The sequence below is a fragment of the Ralstonia sp. RRA genome (assembly GCF_037023145.1).
Lineage (GTDB): Bacteria > Pseudomonadota > Gammaproteobacteria > Burkholderiales > Burkholderiaceae > Ralstonia.
In genome coordinates this window covers 2,379,806-2,394,391 of the sequence record NZ_CP146091.1, presented here as the reverse complement: position 1 = coordinate 2,394,391, position 14,586 = coordinate 2,379,806, and the positions used below count along the sequence as shown (strand labels likewise).

General features: G+C 60.8%; 13 protein-coding genes and 1 other RNA gene. 8 read left to right on the top strand and 6 right to left on the bottom strand.

The window, feature by feature from the left end:
* Positions 1–136 precede the first annotated feature (136 nt).
* From V6657_RS11680 to V6657_RS11655, 6 genes are all read left to right on the top strand, one after another.
* Positions 137–640, top strand: coding sequence for a hypothetical protein (locus V6657_RS11680; protein WP_137884832.1), 504 nt, complete (start codon positions 137–139; stop codon positions 638–640).
* Positions 641–715: 75 nt separating this feature from the next.
* Complete coding sequence (locus tag V6657_RS11675; protein WP_048933484.1) at positions 716–1,534, top strand: tetratricopeptide repeat protein; 819 nt, start codon at positions 716–718, stop codon at positions 1,532–1,534.
* A 78-nt stretch (positions 1,535–1,612) separates the two neighbouring features.
* Positions 1,613–1,897 carry a CPCC family cysteine-rich protein gene (locus tag V6657_RS11670; RefSeq protein WP_248694647.1) on the top strand — a complete coding sequence of 95 codons (285 nt, stop codon included), beginning with the start codon at positions 1,613–1,615 and terminating at the stop codon, positions 1,895–1,897.
* A gap of 89 nt (positions 1,898–1,986) precedes the next feature.
* Positions 1,987–2,355, top strand: coding sequence for a hypothetical protein (locus V6657_RS11665; RefSeq protein WP_048933483.1), 369 nt, complete (start codon positions 1,987–1,989; stop codon positions 2,353–2,355).
* Positions 2,356–2,593: 238 nt separating this feature from the next.
* Positions 2,594–3,091, top strand: a complete 498-nt coding sequence (locus V6657_RS11660; RefSeq protein WP_048933482.1) for a hypothetical protein — start codon at positions 2,594–2,596, stop codon at positions 3,089–3,091.
* A 146-nt stretch (positions 3,092–3,237) separates the two neighbouring features.
* Entirely contained in the window at positions 3,238–3,768 is a 531-nt protein-coding gene (locus V6657_RS11655) for a hypothetical protein (RefSeq protein ID WP_338752350.1), read from the top strand.
* A 782-nt stretch (positions 3,769–4,550) separates the two neighbouring features.
* Here V6657_RS11655 and istB read toward each other — a convergent pair.
* Together istB and istA are read right to left on the bottom strand one after the other, a co-directional pair.
* The gene (gene istB / locus V6657_RS11650) at positions 4,551–5,336 is read right to left on the bottom strand and encodes an IS21-like element helper ATPase IstB (protein ID WP_004630242.1); all 786 of its coding nucleotides are present in this window, start codon (positions 5,334–5,336) and stop codon (positions 4,551–4,553) included.
* Positions 5,326–6,852: an IS21 family transposase gene (istA, locus tag V6657_RS11645; protein ID WP_012760797.1), complete on the bottom strand. Its 1,527-nt coding sequence runs from the start codon at positions 6,850–6,852 to the stop codon at positions 5,326–5,328. The genes istB and istA overlap by 11 nt, the downstream gene beginning before the upstream one ends.
* 607 nt (positions 6,853–7,459) lie before the next feature.
* Between istA and V6657_RS11640 the strand changes: the two genes are divergently transcribed.
* Entirely contained in the window at positions 7,460–7,696 is a 237-nt protein-coding gene (locus V6657_RS11640; RefSeq protein ID WP_048931649.1) for a helix-turn-helix transcriptional regulator, read from the top strand.
* 595 nt (positions 7,697–8,291) lie between these two features.
* Here the strand turns inward: V6657_RS11640 and ssrA are convergent.
* From ssrA to ubiG, 4 genes are all read right to left on the bottom strand, one after another.
* Positions 8,292–8,528, bottom strand: a transfer-messenger RNA (tmRNA) gene (ssrA, locus tag V6657_RS11635).
* Between the two features lie 31 nt (positions 8,529–8,559).
* On the bottom strand, positions 8,560–12,327 hold the full coding sequence (locus V6657_RS11630) for a DUF748 domain-containing protein (protein ID WP_048931650.1): 3,768 nt from the start codon (positions 12,325–12,327) through the stop codon (positions 8,560–8,562).
* A gap of 112 nt (positions 12,328–12,439) precedes the next feature.
* Positions 12,440–13,129 carry an HAD-IA family hydrolase gene (locus V6657_RS11625; RefSeq protein ID WP_048931651.1) on the bottom strand — a complete coding sequence of 230 codons (690 nt, stop codon included), beginning with the start codon at positions 13,127–13,129 and terminating at the stop codon, positions 12,440–12,442.
* The gene (gene ubiG, locus V6657_RS11620; RefSeq protein WP_048931652.1) at positions 13,126–13,842 is read right to left on the bottom strand and encodes a bifunctional 2-polyprenyl-6-hydroxyphenol methylase/3-demethylubiquinol 3-O-methyltransferase UbiG; all 717 of its coding nucleotides are present in this window, start codon (positions 13,840–13,842) and stop codon (positions 13,126–13,128) included. Before ubiG ends, V6657_RS11625 begins: the two co-directional genes overlap by 4 nt.
* Positions 13,843–14,003: 161 nt before the next feature.
* Here ubiG and V6657_RS11615 point away from each other — a divergent pair, with 161 nt between their 5' ends.
* The gene (locus tag V6657_RS11615) at positions 14,004–14,507 is read left to right on the top strand and encodes a glycine zipper 2TM domain-containing protein (protein WP_048931653.1); all 504 of its coding nucleotides are present in this window, start codon (positions 14,004–14,006) and stop codon (positions 14,505–14,507) included.
* Positions 14,508–14,586: the final 79 nt, after the last annotated feature.

Below are 14,586 nucleotides of genomic sequence, written 5' to 3'. Positions count from 1 at the left end.
GCCAGCGACTTCCGGCCCAAAGCGGCTCAGTCAGGCTGACACCCAGCATTGCGGATATTGACTGCCCATTCTAGGGATAGGGAAGGTTCAGTTAGCCCGCTAAGGTTTGCCGAATTGCATATTTGTCAGGACGTGAATGCACATCATTGTTCGCTTTGCCCGCATTGTGGCACTTCTGCTTTTTGTACTTGCGGTACCGGCCATACTCATCACTATCGGCAGTCGATATACCGGCGACCGCGTTTACATTCTGAATAGCACTAGTTGCGGTGTGGCGGTCATAGAAGAACATGATGGCTATCGTGCCAACCCCGGGGAATCGACCTTAATCAAGTCGAGCGTCGTCAACCAGACGCCCACCATGATGATTCGCGTCGGTTCGACGGTTTGGTTTGGCGGACTTCATTTCAGCCAAGAGAAGCTTCGACTACGAGACCACGACGATGTCTTGATTCCTCGTGTATGGCGTCAAGCATCCTCTTTCGGGACAGCAATAACGTACGAAATTACTTCTGACGGAGAGTTGCGACTCAAAGCGCCGAGCGGCGAGTCGTCAGCGCCGCAGCCCTTGGGGCTGCCATTGAAAGCACCTGCACAGGCTCTGGCGGATAGGTGTGGCAATGCGCCTTCACGCCAATGAAGGCCGACCGTCGCTTTCCGGCCAATAGCGGACACCCCTTGCAACACTTTCTGTGCGGATTTAGAAAAGACCGAAATGGAATATTCGACCGGGCAGCGCTTCAATCTCTCAAATGTACTTTTCCTGGTGCTCTTGTGGATAACTAGCGGCGCCTTCGCTGGTCCGCTGGAGGACGCCGCCACTGCCTTTAAGCATGGAGACTATTCCACCGCCATGGCGCTTTGGCGGCCGTTAGCGGAGGAAGGAAATGCCGCCGCTCAAACTGGTATGGGCATTCTCTATGAGAACGGTCGCGAAGTGGTCAAGAGCGAAGCGCAGGCTGTTGCCTGGTATCAAAAGGCCGCTGCGCAGGGCGATGCGGAGGCAGAGTATCGCTTGGGGCAGAGGTACGTTCAGGGGCCCCTCAGCACCAGCAGTTTTCCTCGCGACGTTCCTCGAGGGCTCACGCTGATGAAAAAGGCTGCAGACCAAGGGCATGTTCGTAGCATGGAAGCCATCGCTGAATACTATAGAAACGGCCTATTCGGCGTGCGAAAGGATGCAGTTGAGGCGACTGCTTGGCATCGCAGAGCCGCCGAACTGGGCTACGCGCTTGCTGAAGAGCGCCTTGGCAATGCGTACGAATTTGGGCAAGGCGTCGACCAAGATTCTGCACTCGCAGAAGAGTGGTACCAACGGTCTACAAAGCACTACCTGAAGGACGCTGAAGAAGGGGACGTCTCCGCTCAACTTGCGGTCGGTATGGGCTACGAACTGGGGGGGATGGGTTTCAAACGAGACAAAGCAGCTGCCCTTTTTTGGTATCGCTCGGCGGCTCGGCAAAAGGGTCCCCTTAGGGGTACGGCGGAAGCCGCTGTAGCGAGAGTTGAGAAGGCACGCGAAATACCGCACTAGGTCAGTTATGGGTGGTTGCCTTTGTGGTGCCAGCGGTCCGCTCTCGGCCAGAAGCGGCCACTCGACGGCCTGCCGAAAATGGATAACAACACCACAATGAACTTCGATGCTCAATGCGAGTGCTGCGACCACTTCACCCTCGGCGCGAAAGGGGATTGGGAGATTTGTCCCGTGTGCTTTTGGGAGGACGACGGCTTTGGGCTGGAGTCGCTGGACCTACGGTCGGGTGCCAACCACGGGCTGACCTTGCGGGAAGCGCGCGACAATTTTGTACGCATAGGCGCGTGCTGCGAGGCGATGCGCGCGAAGGTCCTGCCGTCGGACGCGCGCGGCCTCTATCGGCATGTACCGCGCCAACCGTGACTCACGCACCACCAACCACAACTCTGAACGTCGGTTCACGAGCTCTAGATACCGGTACGAGCGGGACAAGAAATGACGGGGAGAACTCGATGGGAATTGCGGGAATTTTGGAGCTGCTGCAGGCGTTGGATGCCACGCTAGATGAGGCTACCAAGCGTGAGATTCGAGAGCTAGCAGAAGCAGACCTGTGGCAAATGCACTTTGGGCTGAACGGCCTAATTCGTTCCATCGCCTACTATCGAAATTCGTCCGAGGCCGGCCGGGCCTTCTTCGACAGTTTGGGCACGCCAGACGACGGAAGCGCCGTGCTTGGGAAGGTCTACTGGTGGCATGTGCGGGGCGTTCCCCTGAACAAGGAGATGTTCTTGTCAGCGCTTCAGCGGCATGCATTGTGGTTCTCGGATGAAGAATCTGAGGCATTTGCTGAGCGAATGCTCACTGATTATTTGAGGCGCTAGGTTCTTGTTTGCTTTTGTTGAGCCGGAGTCGCAGACCTTTCTCCATCCCGGAAACGACAGGCCGCTGGTCAGGCTCGCAGTCTTGGACCACCGCTCTCGCAGGATTTCCACAACGGGATGGCGGAGGAGCGAGCACGGGCGATTTTTGAGATGATTCTCCGTCGCTATAACGCCGCATTGACGCCGGCGCCCATCACTATTTCCTTGCACTGTGCGATACACGTATCAGACCATCTCGATGACGCTCGACGAGGTTTCGTCGTTGCGCCGCGAATCATCGCGCCAAGGCGTGTTCACTGAGTTCGACTTTGTTGCGGGAGATGTTCGCCAGCGCTGGGTCAGAATTCCGGGACTCCATGATGTACTGCCGGGAATGCGTATTACCGTAGTCCTGGGCGAGCCGGGAAATTGGGAGACATTGCAAGCCTGGCGATTCGACGACCGCAACAAGGTCGCGATGTCCATCTCGCCACTGGCTGGCCTTGTCTATCTGAGCCTGCTGTGTCTGGCTAGCCTTGCCCTGCTATGGCTGCTCTTGGTGGGGCGACCCGTCTTCCAAATGACGACAACTGCCTTGGCGTTCGGTACTTTCTTGGCGGCTTCTTTTGCTGGAGGTATGTATTTCGAGTGGCAGAATAGTCGAACAGTGATGCGATTGTTGGCGAATCCACAAAGGCAGGGGCCTGACGCTCATGCGCCATCGGCATCAACTGTAAGCACGCGAGAGACGAGATGAAGTTTCCGTTGTATGCGAGAGTTGCATTGACGCTATTGGTCGGGGTTGCTCGGAGCGTCTATGCTGACGGCCTACCTCAGCCTGTGGCAGGTGCGGACCCGACGATAACGGTGCGTGGTAGCGAGTCCATTGTGGAGAGCCTCGACATGTCGCCTCAAGCGACCAGCTTTTGGCGAAAGATTCGCGAAGTAGCAAAAAACATCGACCTGAACGATTACGAGAAAGTTGAATCTCAGCTGTCCCTCGACGCGAAATACCGCCGACCTTTGGCGCGCCCGATGCAGTTCAGCTACCCCAGTGAGCTCCCGCTTCGTGAAAGTATTCAGGTAACAACCTATCGTGTCCGTCGCGGTGGCTCCGAGACACGTTGGTCCTTCGTGCCGGACATGAGGCTACTGTGCCTGTCGCGCCGAGAGGTTGAGCGCAACTTCGGGCCCGGCGAGCATACATCTCACGTTCCGCCGCAGGTTGTGGACGCCGGATATGGGGGCGCGTTCGAGACGGCAACCAGCCGCATTGGCTACTTCCATTCGATGCGCTACAAAGTACAAGGCGCGCAGCGCTACCTTGAAGTGTCATTCTCACCTGGAGGATGTGCTCACTTTATCGGGTTGATGCAACCCAACTCCAACGACTTCGGGCTGCCTGAGCCGTCAAACGCCGTGTCGATAGAGTAGCGCTCACGAGATTTGAGGAGCATGGTCGATTGTGACAGTGGCAGGAGATTTTTTCGTCGTGGGTAGGCAACGTCAGGAGGAAGTCCGAAACATCTCCACGTTGACGCAGAGACTCCGGCGATGGGGAGACGATTTGCCTCGAATATTCGCGTTCTTGCTTGTAGCCGTTCTCTCTGTGACGGCGCATGCGGAGGAGGCTGACCAACCAGCCTGGAGCGCCATGCCTCAGGCATACGCCACTATCAGCAATATCTTCGCAACCGGGGCACCGTTCAACCGGGCGCTTGTTCTCGACCAAGCATTTGTTGAGCAGACGCCTGCTAAGCGCTTACGCTTCTGGTTCCGTTTGTTCGGACCAAACTACCGGATTTACTCTGCAGTCGGCGAAGCCAGCGAAATCAGACCGGGAGAGTTTCTCTACAGCTTGAACGGCGAATCGACGTGCGACCTACTATTCCGGCTACAGGAGAAGTACATCCTTCGCATTGAAGGCCATGCGAGGCATGAGGGGAGCCAAGGTGACGCGCGATTCTGCCCCGCTGCAATCAGTCTTCCGTTTATCCCTTAGATGCCGTGGCCAGCGTCCACGTTCGGCCAGAGGCGGACGTTGTCGAGCTCGAGGAGGAACAGCAATGCCCCGCACGATTTTCTGTTGGCGCTGCAATATGGACGTGCCGATGCTGACAGAGGAGGAATGGGCGCTCGTCAAGCCGGAAGGCTGTTGATTTGCACCGAATCCTGACCCAGGATTTGCATCGAAAACTGACCCACCCCAAAGGCTGTTAGGTGTCGCTTTGTGCGGGTTGTTTGGCGGTGCGTTTCTCCTTCTTGGGCTGGGTGGTGCTGTGCTTGAAACGATAGCTATCGTTGCCGGTTTCAACAATGTGGCAGTGGTGCGTGAGGCGATCCAATAGCGCGGTGGTCATCTTGGCGTCCCCGAAGACGCTGGACCATTCGCCGAAGCTCAGGTTGGTGGTGATGACGAGGCTGGTGCGCTCGTAGAGCTTGCTGATCAGGTGGAACAGCAATGCGCCGCCGGTCTGGCTGAACGGCAGATAGCCCAGCTCATCGAGGATCACCAGGTCGGCATACATGAGTCGCGTGGCCAGGTGTCCCGGCTTGCCTGAGACCTTCTCCAGTTCCAACGCGTTGACGAGCTCCACGGTCGAGAAGAAGCGCACTCGACGGTGATGGTGCTCCACGGCCTGCACGCCGATGGCGGTGCCGAGATGGGTCTTGCCCGTACCTGGGCCGCCGACCAGCACGATGTTGTGCGCCGACTCGAGGAACTCGCAGCGGTGAAGCTGCCGCACCAGTGCTTCGTTGGCCTCGCTGCAACTGAAGTCGAAGCCGGTCAGGTCTCGGTAGGCTGGGAAGCGCGCCACCTTCATCTGATAGGCCAGCGAGCGCACCTCGCGCTCGGTGAGCTCGGCCTTGAGCAGACGCGACAGGATGGCCACGGCCGACTGGTAGGCCGGCGAGTCCTGCGCCGCCAGGTCGCCCAGCGCTTGTGCCATGCCGTGCAGCTTCAACGACTTGAGCATCTCCAACATGACTTCATGCTGCATGATGCACCTCCCGATCTCGCAAGCTGTCGTAGCGGCCGACGTTGGCCTGCGGTTCGACGTGCAGCGCCAGTGCCTGTGGTGAGGTGATCGGTGCCACGGGCTCGCCTTCCAGGAGGCGGCTGAGGATGTTCAGGATGGTTTGCTTGGACGGGGCACCCGCCTCCAGTGCGAGCTCCACCGCAGTGAGCACGGCCTGTTCGTCGTGCAACAGCACCAGCGCCAGGATCTCGACCATCTCGCGATCGCCACCAGGGCGTTTGAGCAGTGTGGATTGCAGGCGTCGGAAGCCCTCTGGCAGTTCGGCGAACGGTGCGCCGTTACGCAGCGCACCGGGCTTACGCTGCAGCACCGCGAGGTAGTGGTGCCAGTCATAGATTGTGCGCCCCGGAAGATGGCTACGGTCGATGTGCCGCACGTGCTCGGCAATCACCTGGCCTTCGGCCACGAACACGAGCCGATTGGCATAGACGCGCAGACTGATGGGCCGGTTGGCAAACGACGCCGGTACGCTGTAGCGGTTGCGCTCGAAGGTCACCAGGCAGGTTGGTGAGACGCGCTTGGTGTGCTCCACAAAGCCATCGAACGGCTGCCCCACGGGCATCAGGTGTGGCCGCTCCAGCGACCAGGCCTCCCAGAGGGTCATGTCCAGCTCAGGATGGCGGGTCTGCTGCCACAGCCGTACGCACTGGTCGGCCAGCCAGTCATTAAGTGCCGCCAGAGAGCCGAATGCAGGGATGCGTTGCCAGATGCGGTGACGGCTGTCCTGCACGTTCTTCTCTATCTGCCCCTTCTCCCAGCCCGAGGCCGGGTTACAGAACTCGGCGTCGAACAGGTAGTGGCTGACCATGGTGCTGAAGCGCAAGTTGACGTCACGCAACTTGCCCAGGCGCACGCGATCCACGGCGGTCTTCATGTTGTCGTAGATGCCGCGACGCGGGATACCGCCCCAGGCCACAAAGGCGTGGTGATGGGCATCGAACAGCATCTCGTGGGTCTGCAGCAGATACGCGCGCAGGAAGAATGCGCGGCTGTGGCTGAGCTTGAACTGAGCCACTTGCAGCTTGGTGCGCTCGCCGGCGATGACCGCCCAGTCCTCGCTCCAGTCGAACTGGAAGGCCTCACCCTCTGCGAAGCGCAGTGGGATAAAGGTGCCTCGCCCCGACGTGCGGGCTTGCTCCTGTTGCTCCTGGCGCCAGCGGCGAGCGAATGCGGCAACGCGATCGTAGGAGCCGGTGAAGCCCAAGGCACACAGATCAGTGTGGATCTGCTTGAGTGTGCGCCGTTGCTTGCGTGGCTTGTTGGCCTCGGTCTTGAGCCAAGCGGAGAGCTTGGCGGCATGGCCGTCGAGCTTGCTCGGACTCTGCCGTGCAGGATAGGCCGGTGCCGTGGTGTCAGCGCGCAGATAGCGCCTGACCGTGTTCCTGGAGATGCCCAGGCGTCTGGCGATCTCGCGCAGCGGGATCTGGTCGCGAAGATGCCAGCGTCGAATGATGCTCAGTATGGCCACGTCGATCACTCCGATCTCCCGCTCGTTGCCGAGCGGGACAGTGTTCTATACGTGGGTCAACATTCGATGCAAAAACCTACCTCGGGTGGGTCAGGATTCCGTGCAAATCAACATAGACGCTTCTATCCGAAAGTAGCACTTCGTCCATAGCGGAGAGACTCTCCGGGTTCTGCACCTGGTCGCACCACATCGTGCGTAACTCGTGCTCAATCTCTCGTGCGGAAGCTTCGATGATTGGATACCAGCCGCGACCACACTGAATGCCGAAGTGTGCAATGTTTGACGGGTATGCCTTTGGATTCCGCGTCGCGCGAAAAAACAATGGGTACCGCGAAAACAGGCGGCTCTGCTCGGCAGCCAGTCGTGGCTTTTGCACCGGCGAACAGTTGAGCGACTTGTCGCCATGATGGGCACTGTGGACCATTGTTGAAGAGCTCCTTCGTTCAGCCTTATCGAGGGAGGCGCTTGTCCGCAAGAGAGTGTCGATATGCGACAGCTCCTGGAAGACGTGTCCGTGCCGCGAAGGACGTCATTATATACGTTTACGCAGTATACGTTTAGATAGTATATGTTTGCGAAGTAGACGGATAGGTCATGTTGCGCCAACCTCCGGGCCATGACCGACACAGATAGCAAAGACATTGACCCCTACCTGAGGCGCAGGCTGGCAGAACATGTCCGGAACCTGCGTTTGGCAAAAGGCATCTCCCAGGAATTGCTCAGCGTCCAATGCGGATTCCATCGGACCTACGTGAGCCATATTGAACGGGCCGCGACCAACATTACGCTCGACAATCTGCAGAAGCTTGCTCTCGGGCTCGATGTAGACCCTTCTGAATTACTCAGTCGTTAGCGCTAGCGGCAAGTAAGCGGCGCCGACCTCAGTGTGAGTGAGACGGAACACGCCAAACCTCTACTATTTCCATCCAGCGCAAGATTTTGTGTTGAGTCCGCTTTCGAGCCATCAAAGGCAGTATGTGGCCCAGCGTATTCGACATTGCTGGGGCGGGCATAGTCCCGATGTCCGAGCTCGCAAGCCTGCTGCGGGAGCCCCTCACGCGTGCCAACCGGCTGCTGCACCGGAAAAGGCTGTTCGGCCTCGGAAGTTCTGCTGCCAGACCGAAACGACGTACCCCGTGTGGACAGGTTCGCCACCCACTGCACGAGGCTGTGGACGGCCCTACGGGGTACTGACACGCCCCTTCGGGGCTTGCCTTATATAGAAAAAAGCCAAAAAGGACCATCGTTGTCGCTGGCCCCATAGGTCTGCCGGCCTCCTAACAGTTAGGACGGGGCATAACGCAATGTTCTGGCTCTGGCAAGGACGGTAAAAATCGCTTTGTCGCCGCGCTGCTGCCAACTTTTGGGTGGCCAAATTGATTGGTCGGCAGACAGAGTCCTAGAGTTGACCTCACGATTGAGGTAACCGGACTAGCGAATGATTGGCGTTGTGGTCGTCCACGAGGCGCGCCGCGGCTACCCATGTTATGTATGGAAGTCTATGGAAACTTCCATACATTCATCTATGCGGTGGTAGCTACAAACAAGCGGCTTACTTTCAGAGTATGGACGCTTCAGGGGGGTGGTGCGTTTGCAGTTATTGCATTCCCATTGATTAACGAGGTGACGGGTCCTCGGTATGCCCTCCACTGCTTCGCAACCCACGTCGAAACCAGGTCGGCCCCAGAGAAGAAGATCGATTATCCCATAGATGGGCTACTTCAGCGCGAAATCAACCCGCGTCGTCTTACCCTTGTCCTTGATACCCTCGGCGCTGAGCTTGGGCGCCACCACAAAAAGACGCCCCGGATCCACACGTTCGGCCAGCGCCACATGCACGGCGTTGGCGCGGCGCTGGGCAAGTTCACGCAGGTCCGCATCGGTCACTTGCACGTTGGTCTCCATCAGCTTGCGCATTTCTTCCGGCGGCAGCGATTTCGCCAGGCCGATCATGTTGCGCGGCTTCGGGAACTTGGAGGCCTTGTAGGCGCGCTCCAGGTACTTGTTCTCTTCTTCGGGTTTGACGGTGGTGTCGGCCTCGGCGGCGTCACCGGCGTCCTTGAGCTTCTGCTCACGGATCTGGCGGTTCACAGCTTCGCGGCGCAGGCCGTCGCGGTCGAATTCCGGATCGACGCGACCGATGATATCCACCTTCAATGCCGGGCGGTCCTTGAGCGCGGTGGCCAGCTTGTCCATCTTTGCGACCGATGCCTGGCTGATGGCTGCCGTACCCGGATCGAATTCGATGTAGCCGAGCTCCTCACCGCCGCTGCCGCCAAAGGCGCTGGCGAGCAGCGAGAACGGCGCTGTCACCGCACGCACGATCAGGTTGACCAGCGCACGTATGACGATGCCGCCGACGCTGAACTGCGGATCATCGAGCGAGCCCGATACCGGCAAGTGCACATCGATCTCACCACGCGAGTTCTTGAGCAGTGCCACCGCCAGCCGCACAGGCAGGTTGGTCGCATCCTTGCTCTCCACGCGATCGCCGAAAGTGAGCTGGTCGATGAAGATATGGTTGTCGGCGGTCAGCTTCTTCTGGTCCAGCAGGTAGTGCAGGTCCATCGTCAGCTTGCCCTTGATGATCGGGTAGCCGGCGTACTTGGCGGAGTAGGGCGTCAGGTTGGTCAGCTCTACGCCATCAGCCTTGGCCGACAGGTCCACAAACGCCGTGGGCGCGAGCGGGTTGATCTTGCCGTGGATGTCCACCGGCGCCGTGCCGTCGACGCTGCCGCGCAACGTCACGTCGGCCGGCGTCTGGTTGGCGGCCGTGCTGATCGTGCCCACCGAGCCGCCAATAGCCGTCAGATTGGCGGTGTAGTTGGGTTTGACGAAGTTGTCGGTAAAGCGAATGTTGCCGTCTTGCAGTGTGATGGCATCGATGCGCAAGTCGGCGCTGCTGGCCTTGGGTGCCGTGGCTACAACTGCCGATGCGGGTGCGGCCGCCGGTGCTGAGGCGGCAGCTTCGGCCACCGGTGCACTGGCGACGGGGGCAGCAGGGGCCGAAGCCGGGGCCGGCTGCGCTTGCGTGAGCGAGCGGCGCTCCTCATCCGACTGCACGCGGATGTCTTGCAGGTTCAGGCGGCCGTTCGGGTTGATGATGACCCGTGCATAGAACGTCGACAACGCCACTGCGCCCACGCGCACGCGCGGCGTGTTGCCGTCGTAGTTGGCCTGGATGCGGTTGAGTGCCAGCGAGCGCCAGCGCAGGAAGTCGTCAGAGGTCACGCGGTCCTGCAGGCGCACGTTGCCCAGCGTCGCATTGCCTTGGTAGCTGACCGTCAGCGCCTTGCCCTGGTTGAGCACCAGGCGGCCGTCCATCGTCAGCAGCGCGCTGGTGATGGCGGCGTTCAGTGCCTTGTCGAGGTACGGGTCGAAGCCCGCCAGCGACAGGTTCTGCGTGTTCACGCGCAGGTCGGCCTTGAGCGGTTGCGGCACAACGTCGCCGCGCACATCCAGCTTGCCTTTGGTGCCGAGCCCGGCGCCAATCTGCACGTTGATCGGCTTGCCCAGATCGGTCGATGCGTTTTGCACCACCACGTTCAGCGGTTCGACGCGCACCTTAACCGGATGCGCGTTGGTCTGGTCCTCGAAGCCGACGGCGCTGTTGTCCAGCTTGAACGTCTGCACGGTCACAGCCCAGGGTTTCTCGGCCGGAGCGTTCGCTTTGGACTTGGCTGGTGCGGCAGCGGGTTTGGCCGCGGCAGGCTGTGAGCTGTCGAGCAACGTTAGCGTGGTCGTGCCGTCCTTCTTGCGCAGCGCATCGAGTTGCAGGCCATCCCCACGCACTTCATTCAGTGCGATCGTCCGGGTGCCCAAGTCGAAGCTCTTTACGTCGGCACGCAGCAGCTTGGCGCGCAGGGCCGTGTCCTTGCCCGTAGGCGAAGCCATCGCCAGGTCTGTCAGGCTGGCCGTCAGCGGTTCGGCGCGTATGTTGAACTTGCCGGCGCCGAAGTCGAGCGCGACCTTGCCGTCGGCAGACAGTGCGCCGTTTTGCAGTTGCGGGGCACCTGCCTGACGCAGATAAGGCCCGATGCCGGCCAGCTTCACGCTGTCGAGCTTCAGCTCCAGCTCGCCATTGTTCTTCTCCAGCGATGTGTTGCCCTTGACGTTGAGCGTGCCGCCTTGCGACAGCTTGGTCCCCACGTCAAACGTGATCGGGCCACCCAGCGTGCGCACGGCTACGTTGCCGTGAAGGTCTTCCAGCGTGAGGTCCGCCGCCGGCTGCGTGGTGGCATCGCGCCAGTGCACGGTGCTGTTGGCCAACTGCAGTTTGCTGACGACGACGTCCAGCGGCTTCGGTTTGGTGGTGGGCTCCGGTGCGGCTGGCTTGGCCTCCGTTGGTGCCGGCTTGCCGCCCAGTTGTGCGAAGTTGATCGAGCCATCGGCGGCGCGCACGGCATCGACACGTACGCCGTCGAGCGTCAGGGCGTCCAGGTGGAATACGTTGTCCAGCGGGCGCACGTCGGCCAGCGTCGCGCGAACCTGCTTGGCGGCCACCAGCGGCGCTTTTTTGGCGTCGGTCACCTCTAGGTTGTCCAGTCCGGCCGTCCCATGCACGCGCAGCACCGGTGCGCCGGTCTTCGGCTTCTGGAAGTCGATCGTCAGGTCGGTCGTCAGCTTGCCCTGTGGCACGGCCACCGGCAGCGGGCCGGGTACGTAGCTGAGGTAGCGGGGCAGTTCCAGGCCATCGAGCTTGATGTTCAGGTTCGATTCCAGCGAATCGGCAAACGGTTTGGTCTGACCCGCAAAATGGAGCGGGGCGCCGTCAATGCGCGCGGCCAGCAGAGGTTGCACGAAGATATTCACGTCAGCCGGCAGGCTCGCCAGGAAGGGCACGCCGATCTGCAGGTTGTCGACCTTGTGCTGTGAGCTCAGCGGTTGATCGACAAACTCGATCGCGCCATTGGTCAACTGCAGGTTGGCAAATACGAAGCGCGCCGGTTCGGTCGACTTGGGCTTGGGCGGGTTCTCCGGTGCAGAGAGCCTGTCGACGATGTCGGAGAAGTTGAAGCGCTGCTCGGCGGTGCGCACGATATGCACGCGCAGCGCATCGATGCGCAATTCTTCAATCACGGGTGCGCGTCGGAAGATTGAACTCCACGAAGCATTCACGTGGAGGTGGCCGACGTCGACGAAGGGCGTCTTGCCGTCGCGTTCGGCGATGTGGAGTTGGTCGACATCGAGCCGCAGTGTGTACGGGTTGATGCTGATCTTGCCGACCGTCACTGGCCGTTCCAGAACCTTGCTCAACTGCGTCTCAGCCAAGTGGTGCAGCAGGGGCGGCCCGCCCAGTGCACCCAGCAGGCCGAATACCACCAGGAAGATCAATACGCCCAGCCCGATCCGCTTGGTGCGTCGCGACGTGCCCACCTGTGCGGCGCGTTGCCAGCCGGCTGTGCCGCGCACACGATCAAGCCGTGCGCGCCAGCCGTTTGGCTTTGATTGCAGGTCGGGACGTGAGTCGGGGGAGGTGCTCATGCTGGTGTCGGTCCAGCCACGGTGTGGCGTACTTCGTCAGTCGGTCGACCGCCGCGTTCCGTGCGGAAGGCGGCGGTCCTGGAAGGTGCCGGGCGTCGGCCCGGGCGCTGTCTCAAGCGCGTTGTGATGCGAGCAACAGCGGAATCAGCTCGGCGGCGTGGGCGATCAACGCATCCGCGCGCCATTCCGTGGGCGGCGGCCCATTACCACAATAGCCGTAACTAGCAGCAACGGTGGGCATGCCGGCGGCGCGGCCGGCCTCGATGTCGCGTACATCGTCGCCCACGTAGACGATCTGCCGCGCATCCACGCCAATGGATTCTGCCGCGTGCAGCAGCGGGGCGGGGTGGGGCTTGGCGTGCGGTGTCGTATCGCCTGCCACCACGCAGGCCGGCGGCACCGGAAACGTCAACTGGGCCACCAGTGGCACGGTCAGCCGGCCGGATTTGTTGGTGACGATGCCCCAGGGGATACCCGCGCGGCCAAGTTCGGCCAGCACATCGGCCATGCCCGGGAATAGCGCTGTGCGCACGCAGATTTCCGCTTCGTAGTTGGCGAGGAACGCCAATCGCAGCGACTCGAATTCGGCATCCTCCGGCCCGATGCCGAAGGCCACGCCAAGCAGCCCGCGCGCACCGTGTGAAGCGACGGGGCGTAGCGCTTCATAGGCCAGCGGATCCAGGCCGCGGTCGGTGCGCACCTTGTTGGCCGCAGCCGCCAGGTCTGGCGCAGTGTCGGCCAGTGTGCCGTCCAGGTCGAACAGCACCGCGCCCAGCGGAGCTGGGAATTTGCCCGCCGTCATGCGTTGCCCGGACGGCGCGTGGCCATCAGATAGTTGACGCTGGTGTCTTGCGTCAGGGCGTAGCGCCCGGTGATCGGGTTGTATTCCAGGCCGCGCATCTGCTCCGGCTGCAAACCCGCCAGACGCGTGAACGAGGCAAGCTCCGACGGGCGGATGAACTTGGCGTAGTCGTGTGTGCCGCGCGGCAGCATGTTCAACACGTATTCCGCGCCAATCACTGCTAGCAGATATGCCTTGGCGTTGCGATGGATGGTCGAGAAGAACACGTGGCCGCCAGGCTTCACCAAGGTCGCGCAAGCGCGCACAACCGACGCCGGATCGGGCACATGTTCGAGCATCTCCATGCAAGTCACGACGTCGTAGCTGCCGGGTTCACGTGCTGCGAGCGCTTCTGCTGCGATCTCTTCGTAATCGACGGCAACGCCCGCTTCCAGACTGTGCAGATCGGCAACCCGCAATGCTTTGCGTGACAGATCGATGCCTTTGACGTTGGCCCCGACACGCGCCATGCTTTCTGAGAGGATGCCGCCGCCGCAACCGATGTCGACAACACGCTTGCCCGCCAGCGGCGCGATGGATTGAATCCAGTCGAGGCGCAGCGGATTGATTTCGTGCAGGGGTTTGAACTCGCTGTTCGGATCCCACCAGCGGTGAGCGAGTTCGCTGAATTTTTCGAGTTCGCCGGGATCGGCGTTCGCGTGAGTGGTCGTCATGTTGCACTGCGCCTGGGTATAACGGCTAGGTGAGGAAATGTACCAAAAAGCGCCGCCCCAACCAAATCAAGCGCGCCAAGAAAAAGGTTTCACATTGAAACAAAGGTGAACGAACGCGCATGCGTTTTCTCCAATCGTCACCATCCCTCAAGGAGAGATCAATGAAATCCAAACGAATTTTGGCGGGGCTCGGTGTTGCGGGCCTGGCGGTGCTGGCGGGCTGCGCCGCGCCGGGTTACGGCGGTGGATATGGTGGCGGTTACGGCGGCGGTGGGTATGCTCCGCCTCCCGCGTATGGCGGTCAGCCGCAACAGCAGCCGGGCGCGTTGTACGGCCGGGTCGAATCGATCCAGCCGATGCAGGCGCCGGTTAACAGTCCAGGCATTCTGGGCACGATCATTGGTGGTGTGGCGGGCGGTATCCTGGGCCATCAGGTCGGAGGCGGTACCGGTAATACGGTAGCCACCATCGGCGGCGCGGCGCTTGGCGCCTATGCCGGCAACCAGGTTGAGCAGCGCTCGGCTGCGGGCGGGCAAACGGTGTACCGCATCAGCGTGCGCCTGGATGATGGCCGTGTCGCGACGGTCACGCAGCAGAACCCGAACAACCTGCGCGTGGGCGACAGGGCCATGGTTGCCAACGATCAGGCAACGCCGTCTTACTAATAGAGAAGAGCGAGGGCTTCGTGCCTTCGAGATGAAAAAGCGGTGGCGCATGGGCGTCGCCGCTTTTTTGTTGTCCTGG

Bases quoted from the DNA above. Each gene is read 5' to 3' on its own strand.
- V6657_RS11670 (WP_248694647.1), top strand. From the start codon at position 1,613: ATGGATAACAACACCACAATGAACTTCGATGCTCAATGCGAGTGCTGC.
- ubiG (WP_048931652.1), bottom strand. From the start codon at position 13,842: ATGACGACCACTCACGCGAACGCCGATCCCGGCGAACTCGAAAAATTC.
- V6657_RS11655 (WP_338752350.1), top strand. From the start codon at position 3,238: ATGTCGCCTCAAGCGACCAGCTTTTGGCGAAAGATTCGCGAAGTAGCA.
- V6657_RS11675 (WP_048933484.1), top strand. From the start codon at position 716: ATGGAATATTCGACCGGGCAGCGCTTCAATCTCTCAAATGTACTTTTC.
- V6657_RS11630 (WP_048931650.1), bottom strand. From the start codon at position 12,327: ATGAGCACCTCCCCCGACTCACGTCCCGACCTGCAATCAAAGCCAAAC.
- istB (WP_004630242.1), bottom strand. From the start codon at position 5,336: ATGCAGCATGAAGTCATGTTGGAGATGCTCAAGTCGTTGAAGCTGCAC.
- V6657_RS11625 (WP_048931651.1), bottom strand. From the start codon at position 13,129: ATGACGGCGGGCAAATTCCCAGCTCCGCTGGGCGCGGTGCTGTTCGAC.
- V6657_RS11680 (WP_137884832.1), top strand. From the start codon at position 137: ATGCACATCATTGTTCGCTTTGCCCGCATTGTGGCACTTCTGCTTTTT.
- V6657_RS11615 (WP_048931653.1), top strand. From the start codon at position 14,004: ATGAAATCCAAACGAATTTTGGCGGGGCTCGGTGTTGCGGGCCTGGCG.
- V6657_RS11660 (WP_048933482.1), top strand. From the start codon at position 2,594: ATGACGCTCGACGAGGTTTCGTCGTTGCGCCGCGAATCATCGCGCCAA.
- V6657_RS11665 (WP_048933483.1), top strand. From the start codon at position 1,987: ATGGGAATTGCGGGAATTTTGGAGCTGCTGCAGGCGTTGGATGCCACG.
- V6657_RS11640 (WP_048931649.1), top strand. From the start codon at position 7,460: ATGACCGACACAGATAGCAAAGACATTGACCCCTACCTGAGGCGCAGG.